Raw genomic sequence first — 18,446 nt, 5'->3', positions numbered from 1 at the left:
ATGGTTTCTGTACGATGGAAAGCAAATTGAGAGGGTGTAAGAACTCTCTCAATCTTCCATGAAAACAAAGAATTGATTTGGATTTGAAAGCATTGAAGAGATGGGATGGAACGAGCATAAGAAAAAATGACAAAACTTGATTTTTCCTTAGCTGCTTTTATTTAAAACGTTTTGAGCCATGAAATATATTTTATCTGTTATTATTATAGGCCTGTTTGTACCTGTGTATTCTTGGGGCCAGTCTGCTATACTGGAAACTTTTCCACTGTCGGCCGTTCAATTGTCTGAAAGCCCGTTTAGTAAAGCTCAACAGGATGATGACGCCTATATTCTCTCCCTCGATGAGGACCGGTTGCTGGCTCCTTTTATGAAAGATGCCGGGATAACGCCACTAAAAGAAAATTACGGCAATTGGGAAAGCGATGGTCTGGATGGACATACTGGCGGCCATTATCTTAGCGCTTGTGCACAAATGTATGAGGTAACCGGCAAGGCAGTTTACCTTGAGAAATTGAATTATATGCTCGACTGGTTGCAAAAGTGCCAGAAAGCTAACGGCAATGGATATGTAGGTGGTATTCCCAATGGCAAGAAGTTGTGGGCCGAAATAGCTAAAGGAAATGTAGGTGCAATTTATAGCAGGTGGGCGCCATGGTACAATATTCATAAACTTTATTCGGGATTGGTAGATGTTTATCTGTTGACCGGTAACGAAAAAGCAAAAACAATACTTGTTGGACTCTCGCAATGGTGCTGGACATTGACGGCAGGGCTTACTGAGGCACAAATGCAGCAGATGCTCGGCAACGAACATGGTGGAATGAATGAGGTTTTTGCCAATGTTGCTTATATAACAAAAGACCCCAAATATCTTGAACTCGCAAAGCGTTTTTCTCATCAGCAGATTCTGAAACCGCTGCTGGAAAAGAAAGATTCCCTTACGGGCCTGCATGCCAATACGCAAATTCCAAAGGTAGTTGGATTCATGCGCATTGCTCAACTAACCGGTAATCAACAGTGGCAGTCTGCTGCTGATTTTTTTTGGCAAACGGTAACCCATAACCGAAGTGTTGCTTTTGGTGGAAACAGTGTTCGTGAACATTTTAATCCCGTCGACGATTTTATGCCAATGCTGGAATCAAGGGAAGGACCGGAAACATGTAATAGCTATAACATGTTGAAACTTACAAAAGAATTGTTTCTGTCAAAGCCGCTTGCCAGCTATATGGATTACTATGAAAGGACAATGTATAATCATATACTGTCGTCGGAGCATCCCGGCGGTGGGTTTGTTTATTTTACACCTATCAGGCCCAATCATTACAAAGTATATTCTTCCCCGCAACAATCATTTTGGTGTTGCGTAGGAACAGGGATGGAAAACCATGCTAAATATGGCGAATTGATTTATGCCCATAATAGCAGCGAATTATATGTAAATCTTTTTGTTGCGTCCAAACTGCAATGGAAGGAGAAAGATCTTGAACTGAAACAAGAAACCACATTTCCTTTTTCAGAGACGACACAACTTAAAATTTCTGCTCGCAAACCGGTGAAGTTAACCCTTAAAATACGCCAGCCTTCGTGGATAAGCGGCGCGATGGAAGTTACCGTAAATGGGCAACGGGCAAGTGTTATGCCTGCAAACGATGGCTATCTTTCAATTCAACGCAAGTGGAAGCAGGGAGATGTAATTACTGTAAAACTTCCCATGAAAACAACCGCTGAGATCTTGCCTGATAGCAGTCATTGGCTGGCTTTTTTACACGGGCCAATTGTACTTGCAGCGGCAACTGACAGTACCGATCTCAAGGGAATCAAAGCGGATGACAGCCGTTGGGGGCATATTGCAGGAGGGAAACTTGTCTCATTGGCTGACGCACCTTTATTGATTATTGATGATACAGCAAAAAACAGTCTGCCAACCGAAACAGATTCCGGCAAACTGGTATTTTCTGTAAAGGGATTGGTTAGCCAGGAGAAATTCAAACAGTTAAAGCTGATCCCATTCTACCAGGTACAGGACAGCCGCTATATTGTTTACTGGCCGTATGTTTCAAAAAATGAACTGCCGAAGTTTCAGGCTGCATTGCAGCAAAAGGAACTGGAGAAACAACGACTAGACGCGGCTACACTCGATGTGGTATATATGGGCGAGCAACAACCAGAAGCCGATCATAATTTTAAAGGTGAAAATACAAAAACAGGTTTTTTCCGCGAGCGACATTTTAGAAATGGTAACGGATGGTTCAGCTATGATCTAAAAAACATCGACAAGCAGGCTGGTAAACTGGCTTTGGTGCTTTACGGGGCAGATAAGGACCGGCAGGTTGAAATTTTTGCCAATGGTGAATATATTGGTCTGATTGATTTGAAAGGAGCAGATGGCAACGAGTTCGTTACAAAGTTTATAAATCTTCCTCCGAAATTTTTAAACGAACCGCGGATAACTGTTCTATTCAAAGCAAAGGCAGATAAAAGCATCCCCAATATTTACGAGCTGCGTTTGCTCAGGGAATCAACTTTTTAAAATAAGAATCCAAACTGAAATGGAACTTGCGTTGGACCTTTTTTATTTCATTAAAAATTTAACGTCAATCCACGTATGAAAAAAATTGCAATCATTACCGGAGGCGGCTCGGGCATAGGCTTGGCCATGGCTGAAAAATTTGTGACGGCATCTATCCATACAATTATTGTGGGACGAGATAAACAAAAACTGTTTGAGGCTGCACAAAGCCTGGGATCTTATTGTGAAATCATGGTTTGCGACTTAACTGATCTTTCGGTAATTCCAGAACTGGTGGATGATATTTTTCGCAAGCATGGCCGCATCGACATTTTGGTAAACAATGCCGGCATCAATCTTAAAAAAGAATTTACTGAAGTGAGTGATGCAGAATTTCAACAAATACTTCTCACCAATGTAACGGCTGCATTTTCCTTATCCCGCGAAGTTGTAAAAGCAATGCTCACCAACAATAAACCGGGATGCATCATTAATATCAGTTCCATGGCATCTCAATATGGCTTGCCTAAAGTGATCGCTTACACGGCATCGAAAGCTGCCATAGAAGGAATGACAAGGGCTATGGCGGTTGAACTTTCTCCGCAAGGCATCAGGGTTAACTGCATAGCCCCGGGTTTTATTGCTACCAATATGAGCGCAAAAGCCCTGAACAACGATCCCGAAAGAAAGCAGAAAGTAATGTCGCGTACGCCAATGGGATATTTGGGTAATCCCGCTGACATCGGCGACGCTGCTTTATTTCTGACATCAGATGCGGCACAATATATAACCGGTGTTGTTCTGCCTGTTGATGGAGGGAATTCTATTGGATTTTAATAACGAGTGCTTTATGAGAAATTATTTATTAGGAATACTGATTGGATGTTTGTTGTCCCTTCCTTCTTTTGCCCAATCGTTGGTAACAGAAAAAAATGAAGCAGGCGCATTTCCGGTGGTTACTTCATCGGCGACAACGGCCATTTATGTTGACGAAAATGATGACTGGCTTGTTCAAAAAACAGCTTCTTTATTACAACAGGACATAGCCAATGTTACCGGCAAACAGCCGGCAATCGTGCATACTCTTTCTGGTTCCTTAAAAAATGTGATCATCTTGGGAACCATCCAAAATTGTAGTGTATTAAGAGATTGGAAAATGAAAATTTCAGGCCTCAACCGATTGTCCGGACAACGGGAGGCTTTTGCGCTGCAGTCCGTAGCTCATCCTACAGCAGCAATACAACAGGCCTTTGTTATTGCAGGCAGCGACAAAAGGGGCGCGGCCTATGGCGCATTTGAACTCTCTCGCCAAATGGGTGTTTCTCCATGGTACTGGTGGGCAGATGTTCCGGTTAAAAAAAGAAAGGAAGTATACGTTAAAAAAGGAGCAGCATCCTTTGGGCCTCCTTCCATAAAATACAGGGGTATTTTTATTAATGACGAGGCGCCTGCTTTTAGCGGGTGGGCGAAAGAAAAGTTTGGTGGTGCAAACCACCTGGTCTATGAAAAAATGTTTGAATTAATGATTAGACTAAAGGCCAATTATTTGTGGCCTGCCATGTGGGGTAATGCTTTTAACGATGACGATACGCTGAATCCCGTGATAGCCGATAAATGGGGGATTGTGATGGGCACTTCTCATCACGAGCCAATGCTGAGGGCGCAGCAGGAATGGAAACGTTACGGTAAAGGTGCCTGGGACTATACCATCAATGCTACAGGGCTGGATAGTTTTTGGAAAAAGGGGATAGAAAATATGGGATCGCATGAAAGCATTGTCACTATTGGCATGCGCGGAGATGGCGATGAACCAATGACTACCGGTACGGCTACTCATTTGTTGGAAAGGATTGTGGCCAACCAGCGTAAAATTATTGAAGAGGTTACACAGAAACCCGCTTCAAAAACGCCCCAGGTCTGGGCGCTGTATAAAGAGGTGCAGGATTATTATGATAAAGGAATGCGTGTGCCCGATGACGTGACGTTGCTGTTGTGTGACGACAATTGGGGAAATATCCGGCGACTTCCTTCTCTCAAGGAGAAACAACGAGCAGGCGGATATGGCATTTATTATCATTTTGACTACGTTGGCGGTCCCAGGAATTACAAATGGCTCAACACAAATAATATTTCGAGGGTATGGGAACAAATGCATCTTGCTTATCAATACAATGCACGGCAAATCTGGATTGTGAACGTGGGTGATTTGAAGCCAATGGAATTTCCGGTTTCCTTTTTCCTGGACTATGCCTGGAATGTGAATAAGTGGAACCCTGACAACTTGCTTTCTTACTATACGCAATGGGCAACCGAGCAATTTGGTGCTCAATATGGACGCGAGATTGGCAATATTATTCAACTTTATACACAGTACAATGCGAGAAGAAAACCAGAACTGCTCAATGAAACAACTTATAGTATAGACAACTATGACGAATCAAACAGGATAAATGAACAGTGGGACCAACTACTCAAAAGAGCGGAAGGTGTATATGAAGTTATTCCTAAAGATTACCAGGACGCTTTCTTTCAACTTGTATTGCATCCAGTTAAAGCGTGTGCAAACTTACAGCACCTGTATAGTGCGGTTGCTATGAACCGGTCTTTATCCAGGGCAAAGAATGTATTGGCTAACAAATATGCAGACGATGCAAAAAAATATTTTGCGCAAGATTCTGTTATCACCCAACAGTATCATCAAATAGCAAATGGAAAATGGAATCACATGATGGACCAGACGCATATCGGTTACACTTCCTGGCAGGAGCCACGTCGTCAGAAAATGCCTGATGTGTTTTATGTGAGCACTGATTCGTTGCTTGCTGCTGGGAAAGATCCTGGAAAAAGTAAAATCTATGCGCGTGCTGAGGTTCCGGCCAAAAGCAAAGGGCGCCTTTTTTATGAGCTGGATGGTTATATAAGTATGCAGGCATCTCATTATACGCGCCAGACAGCTGCCGATGGTTTACAATACCGGATTATACCCGGCATAGGGCGTGACGGCGATGGCGTTGAATTGTTTGCTGCGAATTATTCCAGCTTCGAATCGGCAGCACAGAAGCCGGTCCTTGAATACGAGTTTTATGCTTACGACACTGGTGCTTTCAAAATTCATACATTCTTTTCTCCCACACTTAACTTTCACAACAGCCTCAACGGCCTGCAATATGAAATTACCGTGGATGAAGAAAACGCTCAAGTGGTATCGATCAATAACAATGATAGCGACGGAAGAATTTGGGGACGTTGGGTATCAGACAACATTATAGAGCAGTCGTCAAGGCATATACTATCTGGAAAAACAAAACATATTATTAGAATAAAGCTGCTCAATCCCGGAATGGTTCTGCAAAAGATACTCATAGATTTTGGCGGCTTACAGAAAAGTTATCTGGGACCCAAAGAAACATTGGTTATACACTAAGCGTGTGTGAACGATTTCGTCCGCTTCAGCTTACAATATAACGATGTACAGTAACAGCAATTGATAAAAGCAAGATACATGAACATCATTTAATCTGTTATGAAGGAAGGTAGAGAGGTGACTATTTATGACATCGCAAAGAGTTTGCACATTTCCCCGGCAACAGTTAGTCGTAGTTTGAGCAATCATCATGCTATCAGTTCCCGCACCAGGAAAAAAGTGTTGGAAGCAGCGCATGAAATGGGTTATCGTTCCAACAGTTTTGCCAGGAATCTCAGAATGCAAAAAATAAATGTCTTAGGCGTTATTGTTCCAAAAATTAACAGCCACTTTATATCTTCTGTTATAGCGGGCATGGAAGAAGTGGCCAGTGAATATGGCTACAGGATCATCATAAGCCAGTCAATGGAGTCCATGCAAATGGAAAAAGAAAGAGTCTACACAATGTTTAATAACAGGGTAGGAGGTTTGTTGGTGTCTGTGGCTTGTGACACAACAAACATGAAGCACTTTAAATTGTTTTTTGACAAGAAAATTCCTGTTGTTTTTTTTGATCGTGTGTTTGAGGGTAACGGTAATTTAAACGTCGTAATTGATAATTATCGAAATGCATATGACATTACGCGTCATTTGATCGGTCAAGGTTGTAAACGAATATTGCATATAGGTGGAAATCAAGCGCGAGCGGAATACAAAGAGAGATACAGGGGCTATAGAGATGCATTGTTGGAAGCAGGGTTGGTATGCAGTGATGAGCTCCTCCTCATTAATAAACTGGACGAGAAAGCCGGCATTGAAGCAGGTGAAAAAATACTGCGGATGGCAGAAAGACCCGATGGTGTTTTTGCGGCTAACGATATTTGCGCGGCGCATTGTCTGCAAACGATAAAGGCAGCAGGGTATAAAGTGCCGGAGGATATTTGTTTTGCAGGGTTCAATAATGATCCTGTTGCCGAAATGATAGAACCTCACCTCACTACCGTGAATTATCCGTGTTATGAAATGGGCGAAATTGCTATGCGCAGCCTCATAAATCAACTTTCGGGCAGCAGGATAATTAATGCAGCCGGTAGCATAATACTTCGATCTGGCATTATCGTAAGAGCTTCCTCGCTGCGACGGAAATCTTCTTAGAAAATAAAATCATTCCAGGTTCAGACCCTCCTTACTGCATGGATGTTTTAAGAGGACTGTTTGATGATCCTTTCGCTTTACAAATTGATATTTACATGATTGATATGTATTTCCCACCTATTGCTGCAATGAATTATTCATATAGAATTAATCAGTTGAACATTTGTGCTACGAATTAAGTTAAGTGTGACCTTCTTCTAATGTTACTTAGGATAGTTTAGAGCTCCTATTTAAAGCTGTGCTTGTTGAAATATGCCGGTAAGCTTTAATTGCCATATCTAAAATCAAAACGAACGCCATTAAAATGAAAAAGACTCTTGCCCTGTTTTTATGGGCCCTTATTGTGCAGCTTGGTGCCATCGCACAGTCTTCAAACGTTACGCTGCGTAGGCCCGTTTCTCCCAATAGCCCCATGTACCTCATGCATATTGATACATGGAACTACCCGGATCCTCAAAAGATCATTGATCTTATTCCCGCAGATATAAAGCCCTATGTGGTCATGAATATCTCACTATCCATCAGTCATGATTCTGTGGGACGCTATAATATCGTTGAATATGGATATGAAACCGCCAAATCATGGTTAAGGGTGTGCGCTGAAAACAGGATGTGGGCCACCATCCAGGTTGCCAGTGGTGGTATGACGCAAATCCGGTTCACTGAAAAAGATCTGTCTGTTTATGAAGATCTCTATAAAAATTATCCAAACCTCCTCGGCTTTAACTATGCCGAACAATTCTGGGGATTTGATGCTGGCAACGACCCTTTGTCCGTAGCCTGGACCGATCGTATAACGCATTTTGCGGATCTGCTGAAACTGAGTAATAAGTATGGTGGTTATGTGATTGCAAGCTGGTGCGGTAACCAGTACAGTCCCAACATCAATCCTATCGGCATGCTCAAACGCAATCCTGCTTTCGCCTCAGCGTGCCAACAGTACACCAGGAATTTTATCCTTTGCGAAAAATACACCACTACAGGTTATCAGAATGACATGGAAAGCATTTGTTTAGGAGCATATCTTTCCGGGTTTAGCGGTAACTATGGTATTCGTTATGACGATACGGGATGGACCGATTCTACCGGCACGCACACCCCGGGAAGTTTTACCATGGGTACTGCTGCAACGCCTGTTCTGGAACATGCCATGCTTACCGGTCAGACAGTTGTCGATGGTCCTGAATTGATCTGGACGCAGTGTTTCGAAGAGACCGGGCCGGTAACAACAAGCAATGGTTATACAGCGCGTAACTGGCACACTTTTTCCCAGTTCGATAATGTAAATATCGATCTGTTTCGCAAAGTACTGGATGGTACCGTACGCATACCAACACGCGAAGAAGTCATTAAGAGAACGAAGGTTGCTATCATCAATAATGTAAACAGCGGCCCTGTGGATTCGGTGTACAGTTCACCGCAAACACTGTTTCAGAACTTGTATCAAATGGATGGTAACTATCAGAATAACAATTCTTTTTTTAAGAAGACAGGACGGTATCCGACCATTCCCACTGTTTACCAATTGTCTGACGCACTGGCCAATTCTTTTTCGGTAAAAATAAACCGTTCTGATTATAACACGCATTGGCCAACTACCGATGCCAAATTGAATGAACTCAATAGCTTGTTTCCACAGGAATATTCGGGAGATATTTTCGCCGGTCGTCACGAAAATGCCTGGATGGTTTATAACCCTTACAAAACGGTTCGAACCGCAAGCGGACGCATTCCCTTCAAGTACAACACCGCTGACAGCCTGGAGTTAACCTTTTCGCAATACTCGGCCGGTGTAGTAAAAGAAACTGCCAACCAGCTTAAAATATATTTGAACAATTACGACAATAAGATCGACCCTGTTCTTAAAAAAGATGTCATCAAAATTTATGGAAGCAGCTCGCAGCCCACATGGTCATATACCGACAGGGCAAACCATCAGGCCAGCAGCCTTTCCGCAAATTGGTCGGGAGGTGTGTTCACTTTAACGATCATGCACAATGGGCCGTTAGACATTACCATCAATTGTTCAGGCACGGCAACAGGTCGTTTAACAACGTACACCCCTGCAACCCTTGCTGCTCCTGATCGTCCGGCTGCATACGCCGGTGCCCGCCAATACGAAGCGGAAATTTTTGAGTATAAAAATATTTCCGGCATCGTAAAAAGTGGTTACTCAGGCAGCATCCGCAATTACACAGGGCAGGGTTATCTGCAACTTGGCACAAGCGCATCTGCTGCGGTTCGCCAAACTGTGAACGTGCTGCAGCCGGGAAGTTATTTGCTGCAAACCAAATATTCTGTGACCGGCGCAGATGTTACCACGCTGGATGTATATGTCAACGATGTAAAAGTTGCATCGCCAACATTTACACAAACAACTTCTGCAAGCGATTGGAAAATCAATGCGCAGCCCGTAACACTAAGAGCAGGCGCCAACACCATTGAGCTAAGAGCAAGAGCTGCCGCTTCATCCAGCATGAATATTGACAACTTTGTACTGTCTGCCGGTTCGGTGGATATCTATCATTTCAACAGTGATACGGCGACAACAACGGCTACAAATCCCGCAGCGCTTGTTACTACCTTAAAAGCAGGAACAGCGGGCGTTGTTTCCTACACGGATGCTTTGGGCAATACCAGCAACGCGTTCAAAGCTTATTCAAACGGAAACGTTAACGGTACCGGTGTGGTAGATCTTGATCTTTTTGCTACAGCTTCTAATTACAACATTACATGGAAGGAGTTTGCAACAACAGCAGGTGGAAAAAAAGCAGTACTGTTGCGCGGCAGTGGTTCGTCCTCTTATGCTACAGGAATGAAGCAGGGTTATCTTTTCGTAACAGAAAACAATGGAGACAACACTGTTACTCTTAGACCTTATATTGTTACCTCATCAGGGATAAATGCAAAGGCAACGTACACTTCATCATTTAACGTACCTTCAAATACACCTACCTGGTGCAGAGCGACAGCTTTTGGCAACACACTGAAGTTTGAATGTTCAAAAGACAGCATCAACTGGGAAGGGGGACAAACTACAACCTTTACCGACAATACTTACGGTAGTGGTACTTCACAACTGTTATGGGGGTTAGGTGCAAACAATTTTGCGTGGGCGATTGATAACATAACATACGATGCGCCTAAACTTTCTTCCAACATCAATGCATTGGATGGATTTAGCTATGCTGAAGGCACAGGCCCATCTTCCAGTCAGCGTTTTATTATCAGTGGACAGTCTCTTAAATCAAATGTTTTATTAACTGCACCTACCGGATATGAAATTTCATTAAGCGATACATCCGCCTATGCCGGTACACTTAACCTATCGCCGGTAGCAGACTCTTTGCCTGCAACATCAGTTTACGTGCGATTGAAAGCTGGATTGTCTTCCAATATTTTTAAAGCAGCAGTGAGTGCTACGGATGGAGAAAATGTAGTGAACGTTAGCGTGAGCGGAAGTGTGACCCTGCAGAAAATTTACAGCTTTACAGATGATGCGGCCGGCACTGCGCCGACAGATCCGCCAGCTGCCAATATCACCATTGGTACTGGCAACGGGGCAACGGCAGGTGTTGTTTCACACACGGACCTGAGTGGCACGAGCAACTACCTGAAAGCTTATAGTGGTGGTGCCAGAAACGCAACAGCGGCATTGAACCTTAACTTGTTTCCTGGTGACGCGGTAAACTATTCTGTAAGCTGGAAACAGGTACTGGAAGCACCCGCTGCAGGTAAAGAATATAAAAACGGTGTATTGCTGAGAGGCACAAACCCTGAAGGCACGGCCACTACCGGCTATGTACAGGGGCTTAAACAAGGCTATCTTTTCATTGTGTACAATTCAGGTGTGGCGAATCCGCAGTTCAGGATCTATCGCTCAACCAGTGCCACTGGTCTTACCATGCTGGTGAACGCAACTGCAGGCCCTGTTCCTGTTGCCAATAAACCGATGTGGTACAGAGCAACCGCAACCGGTACCAATCCTGTTACTTTGAAACTGGAGTATTCAACTGATAGCCTTACCTGGAGCACCGGCGCACAAACTTCCGATGCCGCTTCTCCAGCTTTCACAAGTGGGTCCACACAATTTGTATGGGGCCTCGCGGCTGCCACTTATGATTTTTACATAGACAACATTACGATGAATGCAGCGCCGCAAGCTGCTGATATCTCTGTATCTGATGCCGTACTTTCAGGTTTTGGATACACTGAAGGCAGCGGCCCTTCGGCAAGCAAATCATTTACGGTGTCTGGCACTAAACTTACCGACAGCTTGGTCATTACTACCCCGGCGACCTTCGAAGTGTCAAAAGTTTCCGGCAGTGGCTACGGCAATTCGCTCACCTTATCACCAACAGCCGGCAGTCTTGCTTCTTCAACTGTCTATGTTCGTATGAAACAGGACCTGTCGGCAGCTGACTATGAAGGCAATCTCACGTTTGGTTATGCAAGCCAGCCAAGTGGGTTTGACAAGGTAATATCCCTGAAAGGATCGGTATCAAAACCAATCATTATTGCGACGGCATCTGGTGCCATCAATGATCTCGGATACGTTTTACCAGGCGGCAGTGCCGCGGTTCGTTCTTTCTTTGTATCAGGCAGCAGGCTTGCACAAAATGTTGTCGTAACCGCACCTGCAAACTTTGAAATTTCTTTAAGTGAAGGTTCTGGTTTTGGTAACGCTGTCAGCCTTGCACCAACTGACTCATCACTTGCGTCCACAAATGTGTATGTAAGATTGATTGCTGGATTGTCTGCAGGAAATTATACAGGTGCCATCAATCTTAGTTCGCAAGGAGCAGAAAGTAAAAGCCTCAGCGTAAGTGGAACAGTATCTGCAAACGCTTTTGTGAATACATCTGCAACGACCATTGGAGGTCTTGGCTACAGCACCTTTGCTGCCAACAATTCAACTGCTGTTTCCTTTATTGTATGGGGACATCCGCTAGCAGGAGATGTTACCATTTCTGCACCCGCAAACTTCGAAATTTCACGCACTTCGTCAGATAATTTTGACTCATCGATCGTTCTTGGAAGCAATAACGGTACCGTTGATTCGACGATTATTTTTGTGCGCCTTAAAACGGGCCTTGCAGAAAACAAATACCAGGGAACAATCAATATTACATCCACCAATGCAACAGATAAAACGATCGCGCTTGAAGGAAGCGTAACTTCCAACAGGATCTATACTTTCTCCCAGGACATTGCATCGACCGCTGCACAAAACCCACCGGCTGCCAATATTACCATTGGTACAGCTAACGGAGCTACGGCAGGCGTGGCTTCTTATACAGACGCGCAAGGTAGTACAAGCAATCGCTTCAGAGCGTATACCGGTGGTGCAAGAAATGGTACAGGTATTGTGAATCTGAACCTGTTTCCAACTGATGCTACAGATTATTCTGTTACCTGGAAACAAAGCATCGGCACTTCCGGCACCGATTATAAAGTGGGTTGCCTGCTCAGGGGCTCTTCTCCCGAAGGAACAGCAACAACAGGCTATGTGCAGGGAATTAAAAATGGTTATGTATTTATCGCATACAATGCAGGTACATCCCGCACCGAGTTTAGAATTTATCGTTCTACCAGTGCAACCTCGTTAAGTATGTTAGTGAACACGACGGTGGGAACACTGATTCCGGCAGTAGGTCAAAATATCTGGTATCGCGCTTCTGCAAAAGGCAACGCTCCGGTGAATCTGAAATTCGAATATTCAACCGACAGCATTAACTGGAACATAGGTTCTATTGCCACAGATGCAGCTGTGGATGCATTTACGTCCGGATCTACACAACTTGTGTGGGGACTGAGTTCTCCAGGGTTTAATTTCTACATGGACAACATTACGTACCGCTCACTCGTACCGGTGCCACAAACCGTAACGCTGGATGCTATTCCTGTTAAGACAGCAGGAGACACCGCCTTCCAGTTGCATGCTACTGCTTCATCTGGTCGTGCAGTTACATTTACGAGCAGCGATACGACGGTTGCAAAAGTCGCAGGAGATTGGGTACAGATACTAAAGAAGGGCATGGTCACGATCACCGTCAGCCAACCGGGAGATGATGTATTGCTGCCTGCTTCGGCCTCGACAATACTTACGATTCAAGGCAAGGCACAGCATATTACATTCGACAGTATTTCTCCAAAGCTGATTGGAGACACGGCCTTCCAGCTTAGTGCAACAGCAAGTGCAGGCTTGCCGGTAATTTACAGCATCACCAACACAAGCATTGCAACTATTAACAATGGTTATGTTAACATGCTTGCACCTGGAACAGATACGATCATTGCTATACAACCCGGCAATGACCAATATGCTGCGGACACCGTATCGAGAGTGTTAATAGTGAACAGTCTCAACATTGCATTACAATATAGCGATGGCGATGGAGGCAACGGTTCCAACAACGTTATTAAACCTTATTTCAAAATTGTAAACAACAGTGGCAGCCCGGTTAATTTGCAACAGCTTACGGTTCGCTACTGGTTCACACCAGAAAACTTTACCGGCACTGTTAATGGCTGGATTGATTATGCTCAAATGGGTAACAACAAAGTAACAATGCAATATGTGCCCGCTTCCCCGGTAAGAGAGGGCGGTTACGGATACATGCAATATGCCTTTGCACCATCAGCCGGTAGCATTGCAATAGCTGGAAATACAGGCGTGATTCAAACCCGTTTTGCGAACAGCGATTGGTCTTTGTTCAGTGAAGCAGATGATTATTCTTATGTAGCTGCCGGGCCGTATGCATCGAATGAAAAGATCACTGTGTATCGCAATGGAGTACTCGTGTGGGGTACGGAACCACAAGTAGCAGCGCCATCGCTTATCGTAAAAGCATACACCCAGAGTAAGTCAGGTGCAAACAATACAATGAGTAGCACTTTACAGTTGAAGAACGAAGGCAACCAGCCAATTGCTTACAGCGATTTGAAAGTTCGTTACTGGTTCACCAGAGAAAGCAGCTCAATGCTTAATTATTGGATCGATTATGCGAAAATCGGCAATGACAAAGTGAGTGCTAAATTTGTGACGTTTCCATCTACTACAGATAGCGCCGATACGTACATCGAGTTTAGTTTTTCACCGTCACTGGGCAATCTGTATCCAAAAGCGGGCACCGGTGATATCAATTACCGGATCGCTAAGCAGGACTGGAGTGCATTTGATCAGCGAAACGACTATTCTTACAGGCTGCCTTCTATCTCGCTTTCAGAAAATACGAGAGTAACGGTGTACAACGGAGCCAACCTGATTTATGGCACAGAACCTGCCAGCGGATTGCTATCCACTCAAAGCCTGATGACGCAGAAAACAATACCTGCAGTTACAGTTGCTAGTGTCTATCCAAATCCTGCAAAGCGGACATTCAATATTGTTGCTGCTTCAGGATTAGATGTAAGCCATGGGGTTGTGGTAAAGATTACAAACCTAAGCGGACAGGTAGTGTATGTTGAAAGCATCAAGGGCTATACTTCAGGACCAATTCAGGTCCATCTTACAAAAGACTTGACTCCGGGCTTGTATTTTGTTTCCATTAACAATGAACAGCCTTTGCGTCTGATGATCGAATAAACCATGAATTATAACAGGTGAGGAATTTTTCCTCACCTGTTTTTTATGTTGTACAACCAGGCAGGCATGCGAGATGAAGAGTATTCACCCGTGTCAATGCAGCTTCTATTGTTTTCACGTTCATCACGTAACCTGCGCGTAAAAATTATCTGCTATACTATCTACATCCCGTCACAAATGACGCCTGCTCAATTATGCTTAGACCCCTCAGGTAAAAGTATAGGATGTCCAATTGACTACTATAGACAAAACAATTGGCTACTGTGAAATAGTTCTTTGAAGATGCCACAATAAGAAAGCCAATGAATCATTACTTCAAAACTTAAATATTCACAAAATGCAAAAACGATTTGCGCCATCAGGAAGAATGATACCCGGTATCCATTCTTTTATTCCAGTTTTTTTGTGTGTTTTAATGCTTCAACTTGCTGCAAATGCGCAGAGCTTGCGAAGACCCATTTCACCATCAAGCCCGATGTGGCTTATCCATATCGATTCGTGGAATTATGCCGATCCGCAAAAAATAATAGACCTGGTTCCACCGGATATAAGGCCCTATGTTGTAATGAACATTTCACTTTCTATAAATCACGATGTATCAACGGGTCAATTTAAGGTGGCAGAATACGGCTACGAAACCGCAAAGTCATGGCTGCGGGTTTGTGCACAAAACCGCATGTGGGCGATGATTCAGCCTGCCAGCGGTGGAATGACCCAGTTTACTGATACTGCCCTAAGCGTTTACGAAGAATTTTTCAAAAACTATCCCAACTTTTTAGGGTTTAATTATGCAGAACAATTTTGGGGTTTTGATGATGCCAGTGATCCGGTTTCTACACCCTGGACCACACGTGTGCAACATTTCGCAGATCTATTAAATCTTAGTCATAAGTATGGAGGTTATCTTGTTGTAAGCTGGTGCGGCAACCAGTACAGTCCAAGTATTAATCCGATTGGAATGCTCAAACGCAGTGCAAATTTTGCAACCGCCAGCCAGCAGTATGCGCAAAATTTTATCCTTTGCGAAAAATATACAACCCGTTCGTATAAAAATGATATGGAAAGCCTTTGCCTCGGCGCATACCTTTCTGGATTCAGTGGGCAATACGGCATCCGCTATGACAATACGGGCTGGACAGACAGCACCAACAATAACCAGAATTTTACACTTGCCTCTGGCATTGCTCCACACCTGGAACATCTGATGCTTACAGGGCAAACAGTTATCGATGGCCCGGAAATTATCTGGCAGAATTGTTTTAAAGAAAATAATCGTACCGCTACTACAGATGGCTACAGTATGCGAAGCTGGTCAACATTCGCACACTTCGATAATATAATGACAGATATTTTCAGAAAGGTACTTGACGGAAGTGTACGCATACCAAGCCGGCAGGAGGTTATCAATAGAACAAAACTTGTTGTCGTACAAAACGTAAGTACCGGAGGCAATGATGATATTTATAGTTCGCCCGAACATTTATTTGAAGGCCTTTACAGGATGGACAGCGATGGTAATTACGCCAATAACTACAGTTTTTTCAAGAAGACCGGCCGCTATCCAACCATTCCAACAGTGTACCAGCTTGGCGATGCCCTGGCCAATACCTTTAGTGTAGTGGTGAATAAATCCGATTATGCCACCCGCTGGCCCACAATCGCCAGCAAGCAAACGGAGTTCAATAACCTGTTCCCTTCTGAATATACAGGGGATATATATGCGGGACGCCACGAGAATGGTTGGTTGGTGTACAATCCGTATAAGAATAATAAAGTAGCCACCGGCAATATTCCTTTTAAATACAATACCTGCAGCAGCATCGGCCTGTCACTTTCACAGTACACCGCGGGAGTGATAAAGGAAACGGCCAGCCAATTAAAAATTTATCTCAACAATTACCAGGACGAGTTCAATACCGGTTTAAAAACCGATGTTATTACTATTAATGGGAGCACTGCACAACCAAGCTATTCTTATACCGACCGGGCAAATCACACGGCAAGTGTTTTGTCGGCGTCCTGGTCAGGAGGTATTTACACATTAACCGTAAATCACAATGGCCCTGTAGACATTACCATTAATTGTGCGGGCTCAGGCACCGGCCGTTTAACTTCCTTTACAACGGCAACACTTAGTGCGCCATCAATGCCTGCCGTTTACCTGGGCACCCGTCAATACGAAGCTGAAATGTTTGATTATAAAAATATTGTTGGTCTTGTCACAAGTGGCGCTTCAGGTAATATACGCAACTATACAGGGCAGGGCTATCTTAGTTTTGGCACCAGTTCCACTGCAGCGGTCAGAGATACGGTTTCTGTAGAAAGCGCAGGTAGTTACCAGTTAGGTATCCGGTATACTGTTACAGGCGGCGATGTCGGAACAATTGGTTTATTTGTAAATGGCAGCCAGGTGGCAACGCCCGATTTTACAGCCACCTCCACATTAAACAACTGGGATACCCTAACACAAAACGTTACACTTAACCAGGGAACAAATGTCATAGAATTAAAGGCGCTTTCTTCAGCCCCTCAGCAATTGTACATTGACAACTTCATGTTATCGCCCGGCAATGCTGGCAATGACGTTTGGATGGAGGCTGAATGTGGCACAGTTGGTTCCCTGTTCACTTCCCCTCAAGATGCGACTGCATCAGCTGGAAGATATATTACGGTACAAGCCGGCAACAATAGCACAGCTAATCCTCCTTCCACTGCCGATGGACAAATTACCTATGACTTTAACATCTCCACGGCCGGTACTTATAATCTTTGGGCCCGTGTGAGGGCGTTTGGTCCCAATGATGATTCCTTTTGGATAAAAATGGACAATGGCAACTGGACCGCATGGAACAATATGGATACTGCGACGGTGTGGGCATGGGAGAATTTTCAATCTTATTATTTATCAGCTGGCAATCACACGCTGACACTGGGTTATAGAGAAGATGGAACACATATGGACAAGATCTATATCGGAACAGGGTTGCCGGTTGATAATGGTGGGAATGCCGTCAATTGTTATGCTGTCAGTACCCTGCAGGAAAACGAAACAGGCTTTTGCGGGGTGGACGGCACCATTGATACGAACTACAGTGGTTACACCGGCACAGGCTTCGCCAATACCAATAATTTCACCGGAGCAGGTGTCAATTGGAAAATTAACTTTGCCTCTTCCGGAACAAAAACATTCACCGTTCGTTATGCCAGTACCAATACCCGTCCGGCAAAATTGATTGTAAATGGAGTCGCCGTGGTAACGAATATCTCGTTTACATCCACCGGTTCCTGGACGACCTGGAATACGATTGACATCAACGCCGCTGTTACCAGCGGATCAAATACTGTAAGGCTTGAAGGCACAACGGCAGATGGCTTGCCCAATATAGACAATCTGCAGTTTTCTGGAGGAACGCCGGCATCATGTACTGTTTCCGGTGCTGCCGTTTCCGATACCAAAATTGTATTAGTGAATGATCAACCAGCTTCTAATAAATCCGTTGTAGTTTACCCTAATCCTGCACAGGACAATATAACGGTTAAACTGGGTAACTACTGGAAGAAAGGCGATATGCTTTTTATTTACGACAATGCAGGTGTACCACGCATTAGCAATCACGTGATAAAGCAAAATGAAGAATTATTAGACATCAGTCGTTTACCTGCCGGATTATATGTAATTAGCATTATGAATAGGGAAGGAGCAAGAGAAATTTTAAAGTTTGTAAAAATTAGATAACAGTAAAGTGAGGGCGAGAACCGCTTTGAGCGGCAAGCCCTCATTTTTATTTTTA

6 protein-coding genes are annotated in these 18,446 nt (G+C 44.0%); all 6 read left to right on the top strand.

What is annotated here, in order from left to right; all coding sequences use genetic code 11:
• Positions 1-178: 178 nt before the first annotated feature.
• Complete coding sequence (locus tag KTO63_RS16415; RefSeq protein WP_217792474.1) at positions 179-2,530, top strand: glycoside hydrolase family 127 protein; 2,352 nt, start codon at positions 179-181, stop codon at positions 2,528-2,530.
• A gap of 75 nt (positions 2,531-2,605) precedes the next feature.
• Positions 2,606-3,346, top strand: a complete 741-nt coding sequence (locus KTO63_RS16410) for an SDR family NAD(P)-dependent oxidoreductase (RefSeq protein WP_217792473.1) — start codon at positions 2,606-2,608, stop codon at positions 3,344-3,346.
• Between the two features lie 13 nt (positions 3,347-3,359).
• Entirely contained in the window at positions 3,360-5,933 is a 2,574-nt protein-coding gene (locus KTO63_RS16405) for a glycosyl hydrolase 115 family protein (protein ID WP_217792472.1), read from the top strand.
• Between the two features lie 99 nt (positions 5,934-6,032).
• Positions 6,033-7,067, top strand: a complete 1,035-nt coding sequence (locus KTO63_RS16400) for a LacI family DNA-binding transcriptional regulator (RefSeq protein WP_217792471.1) — start codon at positions 6,033-6,035, stop codon at positions 7,065-7,067.
• 304 nt (positions 7,068-7,371) lie between these two features.
• A complete protein-coding gene (locus KTO63_RS16395; RefSeq protein ID WP_217792470.1) occupies positions 7,372-14,655 on the top strand; it encodes a glycoside hydrolase family 98 domain-containing protein in 7,284 nt (2,427 codons plus the stop codon).
• A 337-nt stretch (positions 14,656-14,992) separates the two neighbouring features.
• Positions 14,993-18,391, top strand: coding sequence for a glycoside hydrolase family 98 domain-containing protein (locus tag KTO63_RS16390; protein ID WP_217792469.1), 3,399 nt, complete (start codon positions 14,993-14,995; stop codon positions 18,389-18,391).
• The last annotated feature ends 55 nt before the right edge of the window (positions 18,392-18,446 follow it).

Source organism: Pinibacter aurantiacus, from assembly GCF_019130065.1.
GTDB classification, from domain to species: Bacteria; Bacteroidota; Bacteroidia; order Chitinophagales; family Chitinophagaceae; genus Pinibacter; species Pinibacter aurantiacus.
Note: the sequence above shows the minus strand (reverse complement) of the source record. Positions and strands in the feature narration are given on the sequence as shown.